Origin of the sequence: Pseudomonas lopnurensis, from assembly GCF_015070855.1 — a bacterium.
In the GTDB taxonomy this organism is placed as follows: Bacteria; Pseudomonadota; Gammaproteobacteria; order Pseudomonadales; family Pseudomonadaceae; genus Stutzerimonas; species Stutzerimonas lopnurensis.
In genome coordinates, this window is record NZ_JADDIX010000096.1 from 1 (window position 1) to 18548 (window position 18548).

General features: G+C 64.9%; 20 protein-coding genes. 6 read left to right on the forward strand and 14 right to left on the reverse strand.

Annotated features, from left to right (window positions below; genetic code table 11):
* Positions 1–158: 158 nt before the first annotated feature.
* Together IN820_RS20005 and IN820_RS20010 are read right to left on the reverse strand one after the other, a co-directional pair.
* Positions 159–368 carry a cold-shock protein gene (locus IN820_RS20005; RefSeq protein WP_003282211.1) on the reverse strand — a complete coding sequence of 70 codons (210 nt, stop codon included), beginning with the start codon at positions 366–368 and terminating at the stop codon, positions 159–161.
* A gap of 122 nt (positions 369–490) precedes the next feature.
* Positions 491–673: a hypothetical protein gene (locus IN820_RS20010; protein WP_193682647.1), complete on the reverse strand. Its 183-nt coding sequence runs from the start codon at positions 671–673 to the stop codon at positions 491–493.
* Positions 674–697: 24 nt separating this feature from the next.
* On the opposite strand from IN820_RS20010, the gene dcd reads away from it, so the two are divergent.
* A complete protein-coding gene (dcd, locus tag IN820_RS20015; protein ID WP_193682648.1) occupies positions 698–1264 on the forward strand; it encodes a dCTP deaminase in 567 nt (188 codons plus the stop codon).
* Positions 1265–1372: 108 nt separating this feature from the next.
* On the opposite strand, the gene IN820_RS20020 is transcribed toward dcd, so the two are convergent.
* The 5 genes from IN820_RS20020 to IN820_RS20040 form a co-directional block, all read right to left on the reverse strand.
* Positions 1373–2074, reverse strand: a complete 702-nt coding sequence (locus IN820_RS20020; RefSeq protein WP_193682649.1) for an ABC transporter ATP-binding protein — start codon at positions 2072–2074, stop codon at positions 1373–1375.
* Positions 2075–2076: 2 nt separating this feature from the next.
* Entirely contained in the window at positions 2077–2844 is a 768-nt protein-coding gene (gene livG / locus IN820_RS20025) for a high-affinity branched-chain amino acid ABC transporter ATP-binding protein LivG (protein WP_193682650.1), read from the reverse strand.
* Positions 2841–4097 (reverse strand): high-affinity branched-chain amino acid ABC transporter permease LivM, encoded by a 1257-nt coding sequence (locus IN820_RS20030; protein ID WP_193682651.1) that lies wholly within the window; start codon positions 4095–4097, stop codon positions 2841–2843. Before IN820_RS20030 ends, livG begins: the two co-directional genes overlap by 4 nt.
* Entirely contained in the window at positions 4094–5017 is a 924-nt protein-coding gene (gene livH / locus IN820_RS20035; RefSeq protein WP_193682652.1) for a high-affinity branched-chain amino acid ABC transporter permease LivH, read from the reverse strand. Before livH ends, IN820_RS20030 begins: the two co-directional genes overlap by 4 nt.
* Before the next feature lie 257 nt (positions 5018–5274).
* A complete protein-coding gene (locus tag IN820_RS20040) occupies positions 5275–6393 on the reverse strand; it encodes a branched-chain amino acid ABC transporter substrate-binding protein (protein WP_193682653.1) in 1119 nt (372 codons plus the stop codon).
* A gap of 199 nt (positions 6394–6592) precedes the next feature.
* Here IN820_RS20040 and IN820_RS20045 point away from each other — a divergent pair, with 199 nt between their 5' ends.
* Positions 6593–6910, forward strand: a complete 318-nt coding sequence (locus IN820_RS20045; RefSeq protein WP_193682654.1) for a DUF2288 domain-containing protein — start codon at positions 6593–6595, stop codon at positions 6908–6910.
* A gap of 42 nt (positions 6911–6952) precedes the next feature.
* Here IN820_RS20045 and IN820_RS20050 read toward each other — a convergent pair whose 3' ends face one another.
* The 7 genes from IN820_RS20050 to IN820_RS20080 form a co-directional block, all read right to left on the reverse strand.
* On the reverse strand, positions 6953–8536 hold the full coding sequence (locus IN820_RS20050) for a M48 family metalloprotease (RefSeq protein ID WP_193682655.1): 1584 nt from the start codon (positions 8534–8536) through the stop codon (positions 6953–6955).
* Complete coding sequence (locus tag IN820_RS20055; protein WP_193682656.1) at positions 8511–8876, reverse strand: hypothetical protein; 366 nt, start codon at positions 8874–8876, stop codon at positions 8511–8513. The genes IN820_RS20050 and IN820_RS20055 overlap by 26 nt, the downstream gene beginning before the upstream one ends.
* Before the next feature lie 24 nt (positions 8877–8900).
* Complete coding sequence (locus tag IN820_RS20060) at positions 8901–10178, reverse strand: CHASE2 domain-containing protein (protein ID WP_193682657.1); 1278 nt, start codon at positions 10176–10178, stop codon at positions 8901–8903.
* 93 nt (positions 10179–10271) lie between these two features.
* Entirely contained in the window at positions 10272–11039 is a 768-nt protein-coding gene (gene phnE / locus IN820_RS20065; protein WP_193682658.1) for a phosphonate ABC transporter, permease protein PhnE, read from the reverse strand.
* Positions 11036–11869 carry a PhnE/PtxC family ABC transporter permease gene (locus IN820_RS20070; protein ID WP_193682659.1) on the reverse strand — a complete coding sequence of 278 codons (834 nt, stop codon included), beginning with the start codon at positions 11867–11869 and terminating at the stop codon, positions 11036–11038. Before IN820_RS20070 ends, phnE begins: the two co-directional genes overlap by 4 nt.
* Positions 11863–12723, reverse strand: a complete 861-nt coding sequence (locus IN820_RS20075; protein WP_193682660.1) for a phosphonate ABC transporter ATP-binding protein — start codon at positions 12721–12723, stop codon at positions 11863–11865. Before IN820_RS20075 ends, IN820_RS20070 begins: the two co-directional genes overlap by 7 nt.
* The gene (locus IN820_RS20080) at positions 12724–13575 is read right to left on the reverse strand and encodes a putative selenate ABC transporter substrate-binding protein (protein WP_193682661.1); all 852 of its coding nucleotides are present in this window, start codon (positions 13573–13575) and stop codon (positions 12724–12726) included. It lies immediately after the preceding gene.
* An 845-nt stretch (positions 13576–14420) separates the two neighbouring features.
* On the opposite strand from IN820_RS20080, the gene IN820_RS20085 reads away from it, so the two are divergent.
* The 4 genes from IN820_RS20085 (at position 14421) to IN820_RS20100 (ending at position 18437) form a co-directional block, all read left to right on the forward strand.
* Positions 14421–15308, forward strand: coding sequence for an NAD(P)-dependent oxidoreductase (locus IN820_RS20085; protein WP_193682662.1), 888 nt, complete (start codon positions 14421–14423; stop codon positions 15306–15308).
* Positions 15305–16087: a hydroxypyruvate isomerase family protein gene (locus tag IN820_RS20090; protein WP_193682663.1), complete on the forward strand. Its 783-nt coding sequence runs from the start codon at positions 15305–15307 to the stop codon at positions 16085–16087. The genes IN820_RS20085 and IN820_RS20090 overlap by 4 nt, the downstream gene beginning before the upstream one ends.
* A 122-nt stretch (positions 16088–16209) precedes the next feature.
* The gene (locus IN820_RS20095; protein WP_193682664.1) at positions 16210–17556 is read left to right on the forward strand and encodes a spinster family MFS transporter; all 1347 of its coding nucleotides are present in this window, start codon (positions 16210–16212) and stop codon (positions 17554–17556) included.
* Between the two features lie 362 nt (positions 17557–17918).
* A complete protein-coding gene (locus tag IN820_RS20100; RefSeq protein WP_193679041.1) occupies positions 17919–18437 on the forward strand; it encodes an Hcp family type VI secretion system effector in 519 nt (172 codons plus the stop codon).
* Positions 18438–18548 lie beyond the last annotated feature (111 nt).

Sequence of the window (18548 nt, forward strand, 5' to 3'; positions counted from 1 at the left end):
TAACACTTCCCCTTGCCGGGTGTGTAGAGGACTTTCACCTCCAAGTCACCCGCGAGGCCACCACAGCCAAGCGCGTTGCGCTGACGCGCAACGCGCCATGCCTGGCGCACCCACAAAAAAGCCCCGCCGAAGCGGGGCTTTTTCAGAGAAGCCTCAGGTTAGATAACCTGAACTTCCTCAGCTTGCATGCCTTTCTGGCCGCGGGTAGCGACGAAGGAGACTTGCTGGCCTTCTTTCAGGCTCTTGAAGCCGTCACCTTGAATGGCACGGAAGTGTACGAAGAGGTCGTCACCGGATTGCGGAGTGATGAAGCCGAAGCCTTTCTCATCGTTGAACCACTTGACGGTACCGGTTTGGCGATTGGACATTTGATGTCTCCTTGAACCAAGTTTTGAAGAATAAAGTGCGGGCTGGAAGGCCCGAACGTCACTGTGTGCAAGGAGATAGGAGTCGTATCGATATTTGGATCGAGATCTAAACATGTAGCGATTCACGGTGACACATGCAGCAGCAGCCCAGTAACAATACCGGTTTTCTGGAGCAAAGCGAGCTTTATTTTGGATTTCTTCGCCGAGCGGCCGTCGAGGTTGCGGCAGGCCTTGCCGCGCCGCTGCAGCGAGACTTTGAACAGCCGCGCGAGCCCCGGTAAGATGCGCGTCTTCGACCCGCCCATTTCAAGCAGATCAGGACGCCAGCCATGAGCATCAAATCGGACAAGTGGATTCGCCGCATGGCCCAGGAACACGGCATGATCGAGCCCTTCGTCGAGCGCCAGGTGCGCAACGAAGGCCACGATCGGCTGATCTCCTACGGCGTCTCCAGCTACGGTTACGATGTGCGCTGCGCCGATGAATTCAAGGTGTTCACCAACATCAACTCGGCCACCGTCGACCCGAAGAACTTCGACGAGAAGAGCTTCGTCGACATCAAGAGCGACGTCTGCATCATCCCGCCAAACTCCTTCGCCCTGGCCCGCACCGTCGAGTACTTCCGCATTCCGCGCAACGTGCTGACCATCTGTCTGGGCAAGAGCACCTATGCACGCTGCGGCATCATCGTCAACGTCACGCCGCTGGAGCCGGAGTGGGAAGGTCACGTGACCCTGGAGTTCTCCAACACCACCACGCTGCCGGCGAAGATCTACGCCAACGAGGGCGTGGCGCAGATGCTGTTCCTCGAATCCGACGAGGAGTGCGAAGTCTCCTACCGCGACCGCGGCGGCAAGTACCAGGGCCAGCGTGGCGTGACGCTGCCCAAGGCCTGAGGCGAGCTGCAAGCCACAAGCTGCAAGCCGCAAGTTTGAATCGCGGCTTGCGGCTCATAGCATTTCTCGAAGCTTGAAGCTTGAAGCTTGAAGCTTGAAGCTGCTTTCCTATCCTCCCAGGTAGGCGTCGCGTACCTTCGGATCGGTGAGCAGCTCTTCACCGCTGCCCTGCATGACGATGTGACCGTTTTCCAGCACGTAGCCGCGGTCGGCCAGCTTGAGCGCCTGGTTGGCGTTCTGCTCGACCAGGAACACGGTCACGCCATCTTCGCGCAGCTGTTCGATGATCTCGAAGATCTGCTGGATGATGATCGGCGCCAGGCCCAGCGACGGCTCGTCGAGCAGCAGCAGCTTGGGCTTGCTCATCAATGCTCGGGCGATGGCGAGCATCTGCTGTTCGCCACCGGACATGGTGCCGCCGCGTTGCTGGTAGCGCTCCTTCAGGCGCGGGAAGAGGTCGAGGACCTTGTCCAATTGTTCCTGGAAGTCCGCCTTGCCGGTGAAGAAGCCGCCCATGGAGAGGTTTTCCTCCACCGTCAGGCGGGCGAAGATCCGCCGCCCCTCGGGCACCACGGCGATGGCCTTGCGCATGATGTCGCAGGTCTGTTGACCCACCAGCTCCTCGCCCTGGAAGCGGATGCTGCCATTGGCGGCCCTGGGCGAGCCGCACAGGGTCATCAGCAGGGTCGACTTGCCGGCACCGTTGGCACCGATCAGGGTGACGATTTCGCCTTTTTCCACATGCATGCTGATGTCATGCAGGGCCTGGATCTTGCCGTAGAAGGTCGAGACGTTTTCGAAAGTCAGCATGCTCACGCCTCTCCCAGATAGGCTTTGATCACATCCGGATTGTTGCGGATCTGTTCGGGCGCACCGTCGGCCAGGGGTGTGCCCTGGTTGATCACGTAGATGTGGTCGGAAATGCTCATCACCAGCTTCATGTCGTGTTCGATCAGCAGCACGGTGACGCCATGCTCGTCGCGCAGCATCGCGATCAATGCCTTGAGATCCTCGGTTTCCCTCGGATTGAGGCCGGCCGCCGGCTCGTCGAGCATGAGGATGCGCGGGCGCGTCATCATGCAGCGGGCGATCTCCAGGCGACGTTGCTGGCCATAGGCGAGGGTGCCGGCCGGGCGGTTGGCGATCTCGGTCAGGTTCACCTGCTCCAGCCAGTGCGCGGCGAAGTCCATGGCCTCGTGCTCGCTCTGGCGGAACGCCGGGGTTTTCAGCAGGCCGGCGAGGAAGTTGGTGTTCAGGTGCCGATGCTGCGCCACCAGCAGGTTTTCCACCGCCGTCATGTCCTTGAACAAACGGACGTTCTGGAAGGTGCGCACCACGCCCTGGCGGGCGATCTTGTGCCCGGGCAGGCCGTGGATCGGCGTGCCGTCGAGGAGGATTTCCCCGGCGGTCGGCTGGTAGAAGCCGGTCAGGCAGTTGAATACGGTGGTCTTGCCGGCGCCGTTGGGGCCGATCATCGAGACCACTTGCTTGTCGTGTACGGTCAGGCCCACCTGGTTGACGGCCAGCAGGCCGCCAAAACGCATCGTCAGGCCGCGTGCTTCGAGAATCGGGCGGCTCATCGCTTCAGCTCCAGGTGGGGGCGTTGCATGGGCAGCAGGCCCTGCGGACGCCAGATCATCATCAGCACCATCAGGGCGCCGAACATCAGCATGCGGTACTCGCTGAACTCGCGCATCAGCTCGGGCAGCAGGATCATCACGATGGCCGCGAGGATCACCCCCAGCTGTGAGCCCATGCCGCCCAGCACGACGATGGCGAGGATGATCGCCGACTCGATGAAGGTGAAGGACTCCGGCGACACCAGCCCCTGGCGCGCGGCGAAGAAGCTGCCGGCGAAACCGGCGAAGGTCGCACCGAGGGTGAAGGCCGAGAGCTTGATCACCGTGGGGTTCATGCCCAGTGCGCGACAGGCGATCTCGTCTTCACGCAGGGCTTCCCAGGCGCGGCCGATGGGCATGCGCAGCAGGCGGTTGATCACGAACAGGGTCAGCAGCACCAACAGCAGGGCGATCAGGTAGAGGAAGATCACCTTGTTGATCGAGTTGTAGGCGACGCCGAAATACTCATGGAAGGTCTGCATGCCTTCGGCCGCACGGCGATCGAAGGACAGGCCGAACAGCGTCGGCTTGTCGATGCCGCTGATGCCGTTGGGGCCGCCGGTGACCTCGGTCATGTTGCGCAGCAGGATGCGGATGATCTCGCCGAAGCCGAGGGTCACGATGGCCAGATAGTCGCCGCGCAAGCGCAACACCGGGAAGCCCAGCAGGAAGCCGAACAGCGCGGCCATCGCACCGGCGATGGGCAGTGCGGTCCAGAAGCCGATGCCGTAGTAGTGCGAGAGCAGCGCATAGGTGTAGGCGCCGACGGCGTAGAAGCCGACGTAGCCGAGATCCAGCAGGCCGGCCAGGCCGACGACGATGTTCAGGCCGAGGCCGAGCATCACGTAGATCAGGATCAGCGTGGCGATGTCCACCGCCCCGCGCGAACCATAGAACGGCCAGGCCAGGGCGACCACGACCAATGCCAGGATGAACCAGCGCTGGGTCGACGGCAGGGTGAGGAAGTTGCCGGCGCCGGCCGGAATGCTCGGCAGGCTCGGGCTGGCCGCCCAGCCGGCGGCCAGCCGGGTACGCAGCAGCTGCCAGACGAACATGGCCACGGCGCACGCGGCGATGATCCAGAAGGTGTTGGCCTCGGCGCCGTGGACTTCCACGCGGATGCCGACGGTGGTGAGCTTCAGGCCGAACACCGGCACCGCGACGGCGATGACCAGCAGGGCGCTGAAGAAGGCGGTACGCAGGTGAAGGGTCATACCTTTTCCACCTCCGGACGGCCAAGGATGCCGGTGGGACGGAACAGCAGCACCAGCACCAGCAGGCTGAAGGCCACCACGTCCTTGTATTGATCACCGAAGATGTCGGCACCGAAAGCTTCGGCCACGCCGAGCACCAGGCCGCCGAGCATGGCGCCGGGAATGCTGCCGATGCCGCCGAGGACCGCGGCGGTGAACGCCTTGATGCCGGCGAGGAAACCGATGTGCGGGTTGATCACGCCGTATTGCATGCTGATCAGCACCGCCGCCACGGCGGCCAGCGCGGCGCCGATGACGAAGGTCAGGGCGATGATGCTGTTGGTGTTGATGCCCAGCAGGTTGGCCATCTTCAGGTCTTCGGCGCAGGCGCGGCAGGCGCGGCCCAGGCGCGAACGCGAGATGAACAGGGTCAGGCCGTACATGGCGGCGAAGGTGACCACGAAGATCAGGATCTGCATGTAGGAAATGGTCACCCCGTTCATCGTGCTCTCGCCGAGGATCAGGTTGCCCGGCATCAGGTTGGGGATGGCCTTGTCCTTGGAGTCCTGGGCCAGCAGCACGACGTTCTGCAGGAAGATCGACATGCCGATCGCCGAGATCAGCGGAATCAGGCGGTTGCTGCCGCGAAGCGGACGGTAGGCCACCCGTTCGATGCTGTAGCCATAGGCACTGGTGACGATCATGGCGGCGACGAAGGCGCCGATCATCAGGATCGGCAGCGCGTCGAGGCCCATCATGGACAGGCCGACGATGGCGATGAAGGCGACATACGAGCCGATCATGTACACCTCGCCGTGGGCGAAGTTGATCATGCCGATGATGCCGTACACCATCGTGTAGCCGATGGCGATCAACGCGTAGGTGCTGCCAACGGTGAGCCCGTTGATCAGCTGCTGTAGGTAGTGGTAAAGGTCAGGCATCACTGCTCTCCGAAGTCCCTGCAATTCCAAATTCCGGTCGGCTGCGTTGCCCACTTCGAACGCACCGCACGTCCTGGCGCGGCGCCACTGCGGTACGGCGCCCTGCGGATCACGCACGGCCCCGGTTCGAGGCGGGCCCGCTGTTCAGGCCGCTCGTCAAGGTTACAGGTATGGCAAGGCGGCCCGTTGCTTGTGGCTGGGCCGCCCGCTAAAACAAAGCCCACAAGCGAGTGTGGGCTTTGCAGGGCTGATGGAAATTACTTGGCTTCGGTCTTGGTGCCGTCCTGGTGCCATTCGTAGACGACGAAGTTGAAATCCTTCAGGTCGCCTTTTTCGTCGAATGCCAGCACGCCGGTCGGGGTGTCGAAGGTATTGCTGCGCAGCGCTTCGGCCACCTTGTCGGTGTCGGTGCTGCCGGCTTTCTCGATGCCCTCGGCGATCACCTGGACAGCGGCGTAGGCGGGGAACACGAACGGGCCGCTCGGGTCCTGCTTCTTGGCCTTGAAGGCATCCACCAGTTCCTTGTTGCGCGGGTCCTGGTCGAAGGATTTGGGCAGGGTCACGTACATGCCTTCGGAGGCCGGGCCGGCGATGGCGGAAATTTCCGAGTTGCCGACGCCTTCCGGACCCATGAAGCGCACGTCCAGGCCTTTCTCCTTGGACTGGCGCAGCAGCAGGCCCAGCTCGGGGTGGTAGCCGCCGTAGTAGATGAAGTCCACGCCTTCGCGCTTGAGACGTGCGATCAGCGAGGAGAAGTCCTTGTCGCCGGCGTTGATGCCTTCGAACATGCCGACCTTGATGCCTTTGCCCTCCAGGGTCTGCTTGACCGCGGTGGCGATGCCTTCGCCGTACTGTTGCTTGTCGTGGATCACGGCGACGTTCTTCGGCTTGACGTGATCGGCGATGAAGTTGCCGGCAGTCGGGCCCTGCAGGCTGTCGAGGCCGATGGTGCGGAAGATCAGTTCATAACCGCGCGATGTGATGTCCGGGCTGGTGGACGCCGCGGTGATCATCAGGATGCCTTCATCCTCGTAGATGTCGGATGCCGGCTGAGTGGAGCTGGAGCAGAGGTGGCCGACCACGAAGCTGACGTTGTCGTTGACGATCTTGTTGGCCACCGCCACGGCCTGCTTCGGATCGCAGGCGTCGTCATAGCGAACGCCCTGCAGCTGCTGGCCGTTCACCCCGCCGGCCTTGTTGATCTGCTCGATGGCCATTTCGGCCCCGATGAATTGCATGTCCCCATACTGTGCTACCGGCCCGGTTACCGGCCCTGCCAACCCAATGCGGATGGTATCGGCGGCCAGGGTGTAGCTGGCGGCGCCGGTCAGTGCCATGGCCAGGAAAATTTTCGAAAGACGCTGCTTGGTCGTCATAAGTGCTCCACTTACATCGTTATTGTTTGAATCCTGCGGGCCGGGGCGCCATTAAGAGGCGAACACCCCGAAACGCTCCGGCAACTGTACCGGCACAGTGTAGAAGTGTCATCGCCGTTTGCACAGCCAGCAGGATTCAACCGTTTTGATGGGATTCGGGGGCGGGTATCATTGCGCCCTTTCAGTTCTGGTGAGTCCCATGACCGACGACGCAAGCACTCTTTATGCCAAGCTGTTGGGCGAAACTGCGGCGATAACCTGGCAGGAACTGCAGCCCTTCTTCGCCCGCGGGGCGTTGCTGCAGGTGGCCAGCGATTTCGATCTGGTCGAGGTGGCATGTGCGGTGGCTGAGGACGATCGGGCGAAAGTCGCCGCCTGGCTGACCGGCGGGCAGCTGTCGAAGCTGGAAGTCGAACAGGCGCAGGACTGGCAGGAGCGTGACCCCGACCTGTGGGCCGTGGTGGTCGCGCCCTGGGTTCTGGTGCAGGAGCGCGGCCAACGGCCGGCTCTGCACTGAAATGGGGCATTTCGCCCCAGTCGGTTGCTCGGCTCATCGTGCTCATGCCACTTTTTTGCACACGTCCTTGCGATTGGGCATCTCCTTGCATTTCTCGCCGAGCACACGGAATTCGTTGTCGTTGCGCTTCAGCTTGTTGGCCAGCATCTTCTCGACGATGAACAGCTCTTCCGAGCCCAGGTGGCGCTCGGCCTGCCCGATGGCGGCGAGCGCTGCGTCCGCATTGCCGCTGCCCAGGTGGTAATTGATCAGCTGTTCGTAGACGCCGGGACCGGCCAGCGACCAGTCGCCGATCGCTTTCAACTGGGCCAGCGCCTGGCTTTTTTCACCGGCGGCCATGTGCACGTTGAACAGGCTGCGGCGTATGCCGGGCTGGTTCGCCACCGGCGAGCGCAGTGCGCGCTGGGCGAGCGTCCGGGCATCCTTCGGATTCTTCTGGCCCAGGGCCTCGTTGGCGCCGTAGGCATTCCGGTAGGCTTCCAGTGAGGCCTTCACCGTCGGATTGTCGCGGACATTGCGCCAGGTGCGCTTGTCGACCCGGCTGTAGCGTTCCTCGTCGTACTCGCGCTGCAGGTATTGGCGCAGATCGGTATCGCGGCGCTGCGCGGACATATGCGAGCGCGTCAGGTGCTCGCCCACGGCGCTGACCGTGGTCACCAGCCCTTGGTTGACGAAGGTGTTGATCTCTTGCGTGAGGCTGTTGAGGTCGAGCTGCTTCAGCGAATCCTGCATGGCGCCTTTGCGCGCCTGGAGGAAGCTGGCGAGGACCGGTTTCTGCTTGCCCTGGAAGTCCTCGAGCCGCTGCAGGCTGTGGCTCGCACCTCGCGGGGCATAGTTGGCCTTGACCAGCAGGTCGGTGCCGAGCAGGTCGGCCTGGTCTTCCTGGGCGCGGCCCCAGGCGGTGTTCCAGACGTTGTCCGAGAAGGTGTTGGCCAGCGCGGTATAGAGCACCGTGTCGCCGATGACCTTCTGGGTCGCCTGCGGATCCTTGCTGATCAGCGTCCATTGCGAGGCGCCACGCTGCAGTCGCGTGTCGGCCACCGTCGCGGCGATCACGGCGGTGGTGGCGATATTGGTGAGCAGTTCGCGCTGCTGATCGAAGGCCAGCCGTCGGTCGTGATGGCGCAGCAGCACATGGCTCATTTCATGGGCCAGCATGGCGGCGATCTCGTCCTCGCTCTCCACGCCTTCGAGCATGCCCAGAGGCACGAACAGGTTGCCGTAGGGATCGGCGGAGGGGCCGAAGGTGTAGCTGTCGATCACTTTCACCTGCAGGATGGGCAATTCGCCGGGCCAGCCTTTGCCGAGGCGCTCGACGATGCCCTGCAGGTACGTCTGCAGCGGGGGGATCATCACCAGGTTCTGCTGGCGGATCTCGTTGGCCGGCAGGCTGCGGCCGTCATAGCTCAGGCGCAGGCTCTGGCTGTGCTGGCGATCGAGCGCGAAGTGCCTGCGCACGTCCTCCTGTTCCAGGTATTTGCCCTGAAAGTTGCTCTGGGTGCTTTTGCCGGCGAGGTTGATGATCGCGTCCGGAGCGCCCTGGAGCGTGGCGCAACCGGGCAGCACGGACAGCAGTATGGCCAGCAGGCTGGTCGTAAGATCACGGTTTCTCACAGCCGGCTCCATATCCGATGGTGGACAGGTTGGTGGCGCCTTCGGCTTTGCCCCTGGGCAGCATGGCGCACGGCATGGGAACGGTCTTGCCCTCGTTCAGCCGAACGTCGACGCCGTCGAGCCAGACGCGCTGGCCATCGATCTCGACCTGCACCAGTTCCAGGTCCTCGTTCCACTGCAGCGCCGCCAGCGGCAGGGCAGGCAGCTCGGCGCGCGGATGCTTGTGCAGGAGCCGGCCGGTTTCGTCCAGCAGGGCGACCGGATCGCTGACGTATTGCACCACGGCCAATCCAGCGGCATGGCCGATGCCGCTGAACAACAGGCCGAAGAGCACGACGAAGGGTTTACGCATGGGAGACTCCTTTCACGAGGGTTGTTAGCGCCAGAGGTTGCGTGGCGGCTGGTCTTCCTGCTGTCCGGGCAATAGCAGGCCGGTCAGCAGCAGAAGGCCGAGTATGTTCACGGGCGTGATGTGCAGCGCGTAGAGCAGCCAGCTGAGCGAGAACAGGACGGCGACCGCGCAGAGGGGAAGCGTGACGGGAGGCCGGCTGCGCGCGCCCATGTGGCGCGATTCGGACCAGAGGACGAAGAGCACGAATGCCATTTCGAACAGGTCGAGCACGTCGATCTCGGTGTCGAGCACTTCGGGCGGCGCGCTGAAGTAATCCAGTCCGTACTGGATCAGGTTATCCAGCGCCATGGCATGGGCGTAGACGCCCGGCAACTGGCCGTGAACGGGCGAGAGGGTAAGGTCTTCGGCCGAGGCGATGGCCGCGCCGACCAGCACCAGGCGGTCGGCCAGCAGTTCGCGCAGCAGTGCGCGCTCCTCCGGCACGGTCGTGGCCAGGGTGCTGGCGGTGATGGTCAGGTGGTAGGGGCACAGCGTTTCGGCGGGCGCGGTGATCCGCCAGAAGACGGCCTGCAGCAGCTGGTCCAGAGCCTGGCGCCAGGCGCCATGTTCTGCTGGGCATTGGCTGATGTCGCTCACCTGGCGCTGTTCCTTCGCCGGGCCACGACCCCATTGCAGCGCTATCGGCGGCTGCGCGCCGGCCTGCGCTGGTGTTTCCGGTAGCGGAACGCAGGCATGTCGGCTGCAATAGGCGCGGTACAGCGCGAAGGCCGCGGTGTCCATCCAGCCTTCGGGCGTTTCGGCGGCCAGCGGGTAATGGTCCTGGTAGCCGCTCCAGCTCACCAGTGCGGGCCGGCTGGCGGCGGCGAATTCGGGCAGCACCCTGACTTGCGCCGTCCCCGTGCTGGCCAGGTACAAGGGAATGGCCGCGGCCCGGTAGCGCTCGAAGACGTTGCTCAGCAGTTGGCTGCTGTCGTTGCTGCGACCCTGTGAATGGTCGTAGCTGTACATCAGGTCCACCATCACCGCGGCGGGGCGATAGGCCAGCAACTGGCGAAAGAGCTTGCTCTGTTCAGCGTAGGGCAGCGGCCAGTGGCTGTCGCGCTGGCGCAGGTAGTCATCGTCGATGAGGATGACGGCGATCCGTTGCCGGGCGCCCTCGTCGTAGTCGTTGGCCAGGAGCTGGTTCAGCAGGCGGGCGGACGCGGCGTCGGTCGCGCTGGTGAGGCCGAAGGGATCGAGGAGAATGACGAGCAACCCGCCGAAGCTGGCCAGCACGGAAAACTTGCGCAAGAAGGCTGGCACGCGATCGTTCGCTGATGATTGCAAAGTGATATCAAGGGATGTTCGGTGAACTGCTTCACAAAAGTCAACGTTCGCGAGCCACTCGGGCCGCGATCAACCGCGTACCCAGCGCTGACGCGCCCAGCCGCTCAGGCTGTCCACCGCCAGCACCATCAGCAGCATGGCGAGAATCACCGTCGAGGCCTGGGCTTCCTGGAACAGGCTGAGGCTCATGTAGAGCATCTGGCCCAGGCCGCCGGCGCCGACGAAGCCGAGCACGCTGGCCATGCGGATGTTGTTCTCCCAGCGATACAGCGTGTAGGCCACCAGCTGCGGCCAGAGCATCGGCAGGGTGCCGTAGCAGAAGGCGGCGACGCGCCCGCTGCCGCTCAGCCGCAGCGCTTCGCCAGGCGCGGGTGGAGTATTTTCCAGCGCTTCGGCGAACAGCCGGCCGAGCACGCCGGCGGTGTGCAGGGCCAGCGCCAGGGTGCCGGCATTCGGGCCCAGTCCGGCGGCCAGCACCATCAGGGCCGCCCAGACCAGTTCCGGAATCGCCCGTAGGGCATTGAGCAGCAACCGCGATGCGGCCTGGAGAAGCATGCCGAAGCGCCCGGCGGCGGGCAGTGCCAGGAGCAAGCCGAGCAACGCCGCGAGCAGCGTGCCGATGGCCGACATGGCGAGGGTTTCCAGCGCGCCATGGCCGATGGCGCGCAGGTGCGCCGGCGACAGGTCGGGCGCGAGGAAGCCCGAGGCATAGTCGGCCATCTGCCCGAGGCCTTCGCGGCTGAGCAGTGCGCTGGCTTCCAGTTGCAGAAAGGCGAAGGCGGCTATCACCGCCGCCAGCAGCGCGGCGGGGATCAGCAGGCGCGACAGCACTTTCATGCGAACCTCCAGCGCAGCACCCGGCTGAGCAGATCGGCCAGCAGCACCAGTAGCAGGAAGGTCAGCAGCATGCTGGCGACTTCACCGCCGGCGAACATGCGCATAGACAGGTCCATCTGCTGGCCGAGCCCGCCGGCACCAACGAAGCCCATCACCACCGAGGCGCGGATCGCACATTCCCAGCGATACACGGTGTAGGAAAGCATTTCGGCGGTCGCCTGCGGCAGCACGCCATAGAAGAACGCCTGCAGGCGCGAGGCGCCCGCGCCGAGCAGGGCGCGGGCGGGCAGCGGGTCGACCGATTCGAAGATTTCCGCGTAGACCTTGCCGAGCATTCCGGCATAGGTGATGGCGATGGCCAGCACGCCGGCGGTCGGCCCCAGGCCCACGGCGCGGACGAACAGCAGCGCCCAGACGATTTCCGGAATGCTGCGCAGTACGATCAGCAGCCCGCGCACCGGCCAGCGCAGCGCCTGCGCCCACCAGGCCGGCCGGCCGCCCCGGCTGAGCGCCGAGATCGACAGCGCGCGGGTGGCCAGCAGTGCGCAGGGGATGGCGACGGCCAGGGCCAGCGCCATGCCGGCGGTGGCGATGGCCAGGGTTTCCAGCGTCGCCTGCCAGAGCAGGGCGAGGAACTCGCCGCCATGCTCGGGCGGCCAGAACCCGGCGAGGAAGGTGCCCATGGTGTCGGCGTTGCTGCCATCGAACAGCACGCCCAGGTCCAGCTCGCTCAGGCCCAGGCCCGGCCACAGCAACGCCACGGCCAGCAGCGTCAGCAGCAGGCGCGAAGCGGCGGCCGGGTCGCGCTGGGCGAGAGTGGGATTCAGCATCGCGGGATGTTCAGTGGCTGGACGAGCGCCGGTTGCGGCGCCGGCTCGCATTCGAGTTGCTCGTTGGCATACAGCGCGGCCAGCTCGTCAGGGCCGACTGCGGCGGTGGGTTTGTCGAACAGGATGCGGCCGTCGCGCACGCCGACGATCCGCGGGAAGTGCTCCAGCGCGAGTTCCACCGCATGCAGGCTGGCCAGCAGCGTGGCGTTGCGGCGCTGCGCCTCGCGGTTGAGCACGCCGAGGGTATAGGCGGCGAGCACCGGGTCCATGGCCGAAACCGGCTCGTCGGCGAGGATCAGCTCCGGCGCCTGGTAGAGCATGCGCGCGATACCGACGCGCTGCAGTTGGCCGCCGGAAAGCTGGTCGCAACGCATGTACAGCTTGTCGGCCAGGTCCAGCCGGCCGAGGGCTTCGGCGGCGCCCTGGCGATCCAGGGGGTAGGCCAGGCTGAGCAGGCTCCTGGGCAGCGACCACAGGCCGAGGCGGCCGGCCAGCACTGCCGTGATCACCCGTTGCCGCGGCGGCAGCGGCGGCGCCTGGTGGATCAGGCCGATGCGCGTGCGCAGCCGCTGGCGGGCGGCGGCGGACAGCGTCCAGGGCTGCTGGCCGAGCAGCTCCAGCTGGCCCTGGTCGGGTTTGAGGCTGGTGGCCAGCAGGCGCAGCAGGGTGGTCTTGCCGGCACCAGACGGACCGATGATGGCGACACGCTCACCCTGCGCGACCTGCAGACCGATCTCGCGCAGCGCCGGCTGGCCGCCGGCATGGCTGTGGCCCACGCCGGACAGCCTCAGCGCCGGACCGGGTTCGGTGGCGCGAGGGCGGTCCGCCGCGAACGCGGCTTGCGGAGTGCTCATTTACTTGAGCAGGCCGGCGGCGCGTGCGGCTTGCTCGATGCCTTCGTAGTTTTCCGGACGGGTCTCGATGAAGCGGCTGGCGGCCTGCAGATCGAGGATCGCCTTATGCTCGGGATTGGCCGGGTCGAGCGCGAGGAACGCCGCCTTGAGCTTCTCGATCAGTTCCGGGTCGAGATTGCCGCGCACGGTCCAGTTGTAGTCGTAGTAGGGCGGCGTGGTGGAAATCACGCGGACCTTGTCGGTGTCGACCTTGCCGGCGGCGACCAGCTTGTCCCACACCGAGGCGTTGAGCACGCCGGCGTCGGCCTTGCCGGCCTCGACCCAGGCGGCCGTGGCGTCATGGGCGCCGGAATAGGCGATGCGCTTGAAGAATTTCTCCGGCTCGATGCCGTCCTCGAGCATGAAGTAGCGTGGCATCAGGCTGCCGGACGTGGAGGACACGGAGCCGAAGGCGAAGGTCTTGCCTTTGAGGTCCGCGAGCGACTGCACGTCGGGATCGGCCGTGATGAACTTGCTGGTGAACTGCTCGTCCTGTTCGCGCTGCACCAGCGGGATGGCATCGCCGGTCTTCAGGCGGGTCTGCACGAAGGTGAAACCGCCCAGCCAGGCCAGGTCGAGGCGATCGGAAGCCAGGGATTCGACCACGGCGGCATAGTCGGAAACCGGAGTGAACTTCACCGGCATGCCCAGTTCTCGTTCCAGGTACTCGCCCAGCGGCTTGAACTTGCGGATCAGCTCGGTGGGGGCTTCGTCGGGGATGGCGGAAACCCGTAGCGTTTCGGCTGCTTGGGTCGTGGCGACAGACAGGGATACGGCAAGGCCGGCAACGGCTGCCAAGGTGCGCTTCAGCATTGAGGGTTCTCCGGTTCAATAGCGGAAAAAGCGCACGAATTATAGTTGCAGTTGGGCATGCCGCGGCAAGCGATGCGCCATCATCCACGGTAATCGCGCCATGCGCTCAAGAACCGAAAGGGTGCTGGAAGGCCGCAGGCTGAACGACAAGCGGCCCGAGCCGGGCCGTTGTTGCCCGGCAAAAATTTTTCTTGGGAAAGTTTCGTCCAGCTTTCCGGCCTCCAGCGCTTTATCGAACGTGCACACGAGCGGGGCGCGAACGACTGATAGGGCGGCCAGGCACGAGGCAGCCCATGTCGGGCATGCGATGAAGTAGATGCGGCCCCGGCGAACTTTTTCCCGCGCCTACACCTAAGCACTCTGTAGTGGCCGAACATTACCAATGTGCCATCCCAATGGACATCCCCAGTGGAAAGGAAGCGAATGTGAAGGACGCGAGATCGGGCCGGACAGCCGAAGTGTGGGCGGACGGCTATTCGTTCAGGGAGGTCGAGAGGTTCCCCGCCGAGCCGGTCGATGGGGCTGCGTCGGCAGTGCCCTTGACGGAAAAGGTACTCACCGAAGCTCGATTGGCCGCATGCCTCCTTGGGCCGTTGCTGGTCGAAATACCCCAGGGCTGAAACGCGCAGCCCCCACCGCCTGGCGTTACGCGCCAGGCTTGTACCTGTGCCGTAACGCCAGAAAAAGAGCCTCGCCAAATGCGGGGCCATTGCTTCGAGGTGCTGCTGTTTCCTGTGCCGTTGCGCACCGTTCGCGTGGGGCTGCCTGCGCAGTGCTGCCGGCTTGGCCCCGCAGCACCTGTCGGGGCTAGAATCACAGCCTTCGTTCGCCAAGGAGCCGTTCCCATGTCCGATCTGCCCACTCTCGCCTTCGCCGGTATCGGCCTGATGGGCCTGCCGATGTGTCGACGCCTGCTGGCGGCGGGGTATCGCCTGGCGGTATGGAACCGCTCGCCGGACAAGTGCCGGCCGCTGGTCGAACTGGGCGCCAAGGCTGTGGCGACGCCGGCCGAGCTCTGCGCCGAAGCGGATATCGTGCTGCTGTGCCTGGCCGATACCGCGGCGGTGCGCGAGGTGCTGTTCGGCAAGGCGGGCATCGCCGAGGGCGGCAAGGCCGGCAAAGTGCTGGTCGATCATTCCAGCCTCGAGCCGAGCGCGACCCGCGACATGGCCGCCGAGCTGGAATTTCGCTGCGGCATGCGCTGGGTGGATGCGCCGGTATCCGGCGGCACTGCGGGCGCCGAGGCTGGCAGCCTGGCGATCATGGCCGGCGGCCGGGTCGAGGACATCGAGCGGGTGCGCCCGGTGCTGATGAACCTGGGCCAGCGTCTGACCCGCATGGGCGATATTGGCGCCGGTCAGGTGAGCAAGGTCTGCAACCAGATGATCGTCGCCTGCAACGCCCTGGTGATCGCCGAAGTGGTGGCCCTGGCCGAGCGCGCCGGGGTCGATGCCAGCCTGCTGGCGCCGGCGCTGGCCGGTGGCTTCGCCGATTCCAGACCGTTGCAGATACTCGCCCCGCAGATGGCGGCGAGCGAGTTCGAACCGGTGAAATGGCACGTGCGCACCCTGCTCAAGGACCTGGATACCGCGGTGAAGCTGTCCCGCGAGCAGGGCTCGGCGATACCGCTGAGCGGCCTGGCGGCGCAGTTGATGCGCCTGCACGGCAGCCAGGGCAACCTGGAGCGCGATCCGGCAACGCTGGTGCAGCTGTACCGGGAGGGCGGCCTGTGAAGATCGCCGCCAATCTATCGCTGCTGTTCACCGAACTGCCGCTCGCCGAACGCGTTCTCGCCGCCCGTACGGCTGGCTTCGATGGGGTGGAAATCCAGTTCCCCTACGAGCTGCCGGCCATTCGTCTGAAGGAGTCGCTCGAGCGCGCTGGCCTGCCGCTGGTGCTGATCAATCTACCGGCCGGCGATTTCCAGCAGGGCGGGCCGGGGCTGGCGGCCGTACCGCAGTGCCAGGAGGCGTTCGACGCCGCGTTGCAGGAGGCGCTGACCTATGCGCTGATGGCCCGTCCGGCCTGTGTCAATGTGCTGCCGGGGCGGCTAGCCGAGGGCGTCGAGCGCGAAGAAGCGCTGACCACGCTCGAACGCAATCTGTGGAAGGCCGCAGAAGCCTTCGAAATGCTCGGTATCCGCGTGCTCTGCGAAGCGATCAACCCGCTGGACGTGCCCGGTTTCCTGATCAACAGCGCGGAGGATCTCGCGGCGCTGCTGGAGCGGGTCGATCATCCCAACTGTCTGGCGCAGCTGGACTTCTACCACATGGCCCGCCAGGAGCTGGACATCCCGGCCTGTATCGAGCAACTGGCCGGGCGCATCGGCCACGTGCAGTTCGCCGACTGTCCGGGGCGCGGCGAACCGGGCAGCGGCGAAGTGGATTTCGCCGCGGCGCTGCAGGCATTGCAGGCGAGCGGCTACCAGGGCTGGCTGGGCGCAGAATACCGGCCGGGCGAGCAGGGCTCCCAGGCCAGCCTCGGCTGGTTGCCGGCGTGGCGCGCGCGCTGAGAGCCATCTTGCGGCATAAGCCGGGTTGATGTTCGGAGACAGGAGGAAGGGCAGACTCTAGAGTCACAGTCGAGTCCCGGCTGGTCTGCGGCCGGCATATAAGAACAATCGAGACCGACCTCATGCAGCCTTCCACCCAAGCTTCGAACGCCTGGCGCGTGCTGTTCCTGCTGTTTCTGGCCAACCTGTTCAATTTCTTCGACCGTACCATCCCGGCGATCATCGCCGAGCCCATCCGCCTGGAATGGAGTCTCAACGACTTCCAGCTGGGCCTGATCGGCACCGCGTTCACCATCGTCTATGCCATTGCCGGCCTGCCCCTGGGGCGCATGGCCGATCTCGGCTCGCGGCGCAAGATCATGGGCTGGGGCCTGACCGCCTGGAGCGGCCTGACGGCGGTCAACGGGCTGGCCTGGAATTTCTGGAGCTTCCTGCTCGTGCGCATGGGCATCGGTATCGGCGAGGCCAGCTACGCGCCGGCGGCGAATTCGCTTATCGGCGATCTGTTCCCGGCGCACAAGCGCGCCCGGGCGATGGGTATCTTCATGCTGGGTCTGCCGCTGGGCCTGTTGCTGGCGTTCTTCACCATCGGCTCGATGGTCGAGGCCTTCGGCAGCTGGCGCGCGCCGTTCTTCATTGCGGCGGTGCCGGGGCTGGTGCTGGCGCTGTTCATCTTCATGGTCAGGGAGCCGCAACGCGGCGCCGCCGAAACCGTCAAGGTCTCGCAGGCGCCCGTGCAGCAGCCGATCCGCAAGGTCCTGGCGATCCGCACCTTCTGGTGGCTGGTGCTGGCCGGGCTGGCCTTCAACTTCGCCACCTACGCCTGCAATGCCTTCATGGTGCCCTTGCTGATGCGCTATCACGCGGTGCCGCTGGTGGAAGCGTCGGTGGCCACGGGGGTGATCGTCGGGCTCACCGGCCTGATCGGGCTGACGCTGGGCGGCTGGCTGGCCGACCGGATCCATCAGCGCTTCGCCCGTGGCCGCCTGGTGTTCGCAGCGGCGAGCATGCTGATCGCCACGCTCGCCACCGGTTATGCGCTGCTGGCGGGGCGCATCGAGGTCGGCGTCTTCGTCGCCGTGTTCAGCATCGGCTGGCTGTTCTCGTACAACTTCTACACCTGCGTCTACACCGCCATCCAGGACGTGGTCGAGCCACGCCTGCGGGCCACGGCCATGGCGCTGTTCTTCGCCGGGCTGTACCTGCTCGGCGGCGGCATGGGCACGGTGGTGGTGGGGCTGCTCTCGGACCATTTCGCCGAGGCGGCAATGCTCGCGGCCGGTGCCAGCGAGATGAGCGAAGCCTTCCGCGCCGAAGGCCTGCATGGCGCGATGTATCTGATTCCGGCTTCATTGCTGCTGACCATGGTGTTTCTGTTCCAGGCTTCGCGGACCTTCTGCCGGGATTCGCAGCGGATGACCGCCGGCATGGCAGCGGATGGGGCTGCGGGGGAGGCGGTGCCTGCCTGATCGATGCGTTATTTTACTGGGGATCGCCGAATGGCACGGGCCGGAGAGGCCCGTTTGAATGGCGAAACCGAGTATCTCGCCATGCCGAACTGCGCAACATCTTGCACACCCCTGATGTGGATAACCCTGTTGATAGATAGCTGCAAGCCAGACAGTTCGGACTCTCGGAGCACCTGCGCAACTTCTTGCACAGGGGTGCGCAAGAAGTTGCACAACTTTCTGTGCGCCGGATCACAAACGACTTTCGGCAGGTTCTGGGTACTTACACAATCTATTGATTAATAAGTATTTTCTGTTTCTGGCACGGCGCTTGTACTGAGAAGCTCGCCATTCGGCATTCATTCCAGACAAGGAGAGCACCCATGCCAACACCCGCGTACCTGTCCCTCGAAGGCACCAAGCAAGGCCTGATCACCGCCGGCACCTTCACCGAGGACTCTGTGGGTAACATCTTCCAGGAAGGCCACGAAGACCAGATCCTGGTACAGGCCTTCCAGCACCAGGTCATCATCCCGCGTGACCCGCAATCCGGCCAGCCGACCGGCCAGCGCGTGCACAAGCCGCTGATGATCACCAAGGTCTTCGACAAGTCCTCGCCGCTGATCTTCAACGCCCTGACCTCCGGCGAGCGCCTGAACAAATGCCGCCTGGAGTGGTACCGCACCTCGTCCACCGGCACCCAGGAGCACTACTTCACCGTCGAGCTGGAAGATGCGGTGATCGTCGACGTGCAGTCGCGCATGCCCAATTGCCAGGACCCGAACATGTCCCACTTCACCCACCTGGAAGACGTGCACTTCACCTACCGCAAGATCATCTGGACCCACGAGGTCTCCGGCACCTCCGGTTCCGACGACTGGCGCACCCCGATCGTCGGCTGATCCGCCGCGGTCCACTTCGGCCGGGCGTTGCCTGGCCGAAGGCTTTTTGCGAAGCAGTAGACAGAAAACCAACCTGCCGTTGCGCAATGCGGACCCAGCGCATCACAGAGC

Bases quoted from the DNA above. Each gene is read 5' to 3' on its own strand.
- IN820_RS20005 (WP_003282211.1), bottom strand. From the start codon at position 368: ATGTCCAATCGCCAAACCGGTACCGTCAAGTGGTTCAACGATGAGAAA.
- IN820_RS20010 (WP_193682647.1), bottom strand. From the start codon at position 673: ATGGGCGGGTCGAAGACGCGCATCTTACCGGGGCTCGCGCGGCTGTTC.
- dcd (WP_193682648.1), top strand. From the start codon at position 698: ATGAGCATCAAATCGGACAAGTGGATTCGCCGCATGGCCCAGGAACAC.
- IN820_RS20020 (WP_193682649.1), bottom strand. From the start codon at position 2,074: ATGCTGACTTTCGAAAACGTCTCGACCTTCTACGGCAAGATCCAGGCC.
- livG (WP_193682650.1), bottom strand. From the start codon at position 2,844: ATGAGCCGCCCGATTCTCGAAGCACGCGGCCTGACGATGCGTTTTGGC.
- IN820_RS20030 (WP_193682651.1), bottom strand. From the start codon at position 4,097: ATGACCCTTCACCTGCGTACCGCCTTCTTCAGCGCCCTGCTGGTCATC.
- livH (WP_193682652.1), bottom strand. From the start codon at position 5,017: ATGCCTGACCTTTACCACTACCTACAGCAGCTGATCAACGGGCTCACC.
- IN820_RS20040 (WP_193682653.1), bottom strand. From the start codon at position 6,393: ATGACGACCAAGCAGCGTCTTTCGAAAATTTTCCTGGCCATGGCACTG.
- IN820_RS20045 (WP_193682654.1), top strand. From the start codon at position 6,593: ATGACCGACGACGCAAGCACTCTTTATGCCAAGCTGTTGGGCGAAACT.
- IN820_RS20050 (WP_193682655.1), bottom strand. From the start codon at position 8,536: ATGGAGCCGGCTGTGAGAAACCGTGATCTTACGACCAGCCTGCTGGCC.
- IN820_RS20055 (WP_193682656.1), bottom strand. From the start codon at position 8,876: ATGCGTAAACCCTTCGTCGTGCTCTTCGGCCTGTTGTTCAGCGGCATC.
- phnE (WP_193682658.1), bottom strand. From the start codon at position 11,039: ATGAAAGTGCTGTCGCGCCTGCTGATCCCCGCCGCGCTGCTGGCGGCG.
- IN820_RS20070 (WP_193682659.1), bottom strand. From the start codon at position 11,869: ATGCTGAATCCCACTCTCGCCCAGCGCGACCCGGCCGCCGCTTCGCGC.
- IN820_RS20075 (WP_193682660.1), bottom strand. From the start codon at position 12,723: ATGAGCACTCCGCAAGCCGCGTTCGCGGCGGACCGCCCTCGCGCCACC.
- IN820_RS20080 (WP_193682661.1), bottom strand. From the start codon at position 13,575: ATGCTGAAGCGCACCTTGGCAGCCGTTGCCGGCCTTGCCGTATCCCTG.
- IN820_RS20085 (WP_193682662.1), top strand. From the start codon at position 14,421: ATGTCCGATCTGCCCACTCTCGCCTTCGCCGGTATCGGCCTGATGGGC.
- IN820_RS20095 (WP_193682664.1), top strand. From the start codon at position 16,210: ATGCAGCCTTCCACCCAAGCTTCGAACGCCTGGCGCGTGCTGTTCCTG.
- IN820_RS20100 (WP_193679041.1), top strand. From the start codon at position 17,919: ATGCCAACACCCGCGTACCTGTCCCTCGAAGGCACCAAGCAAGGCCTG.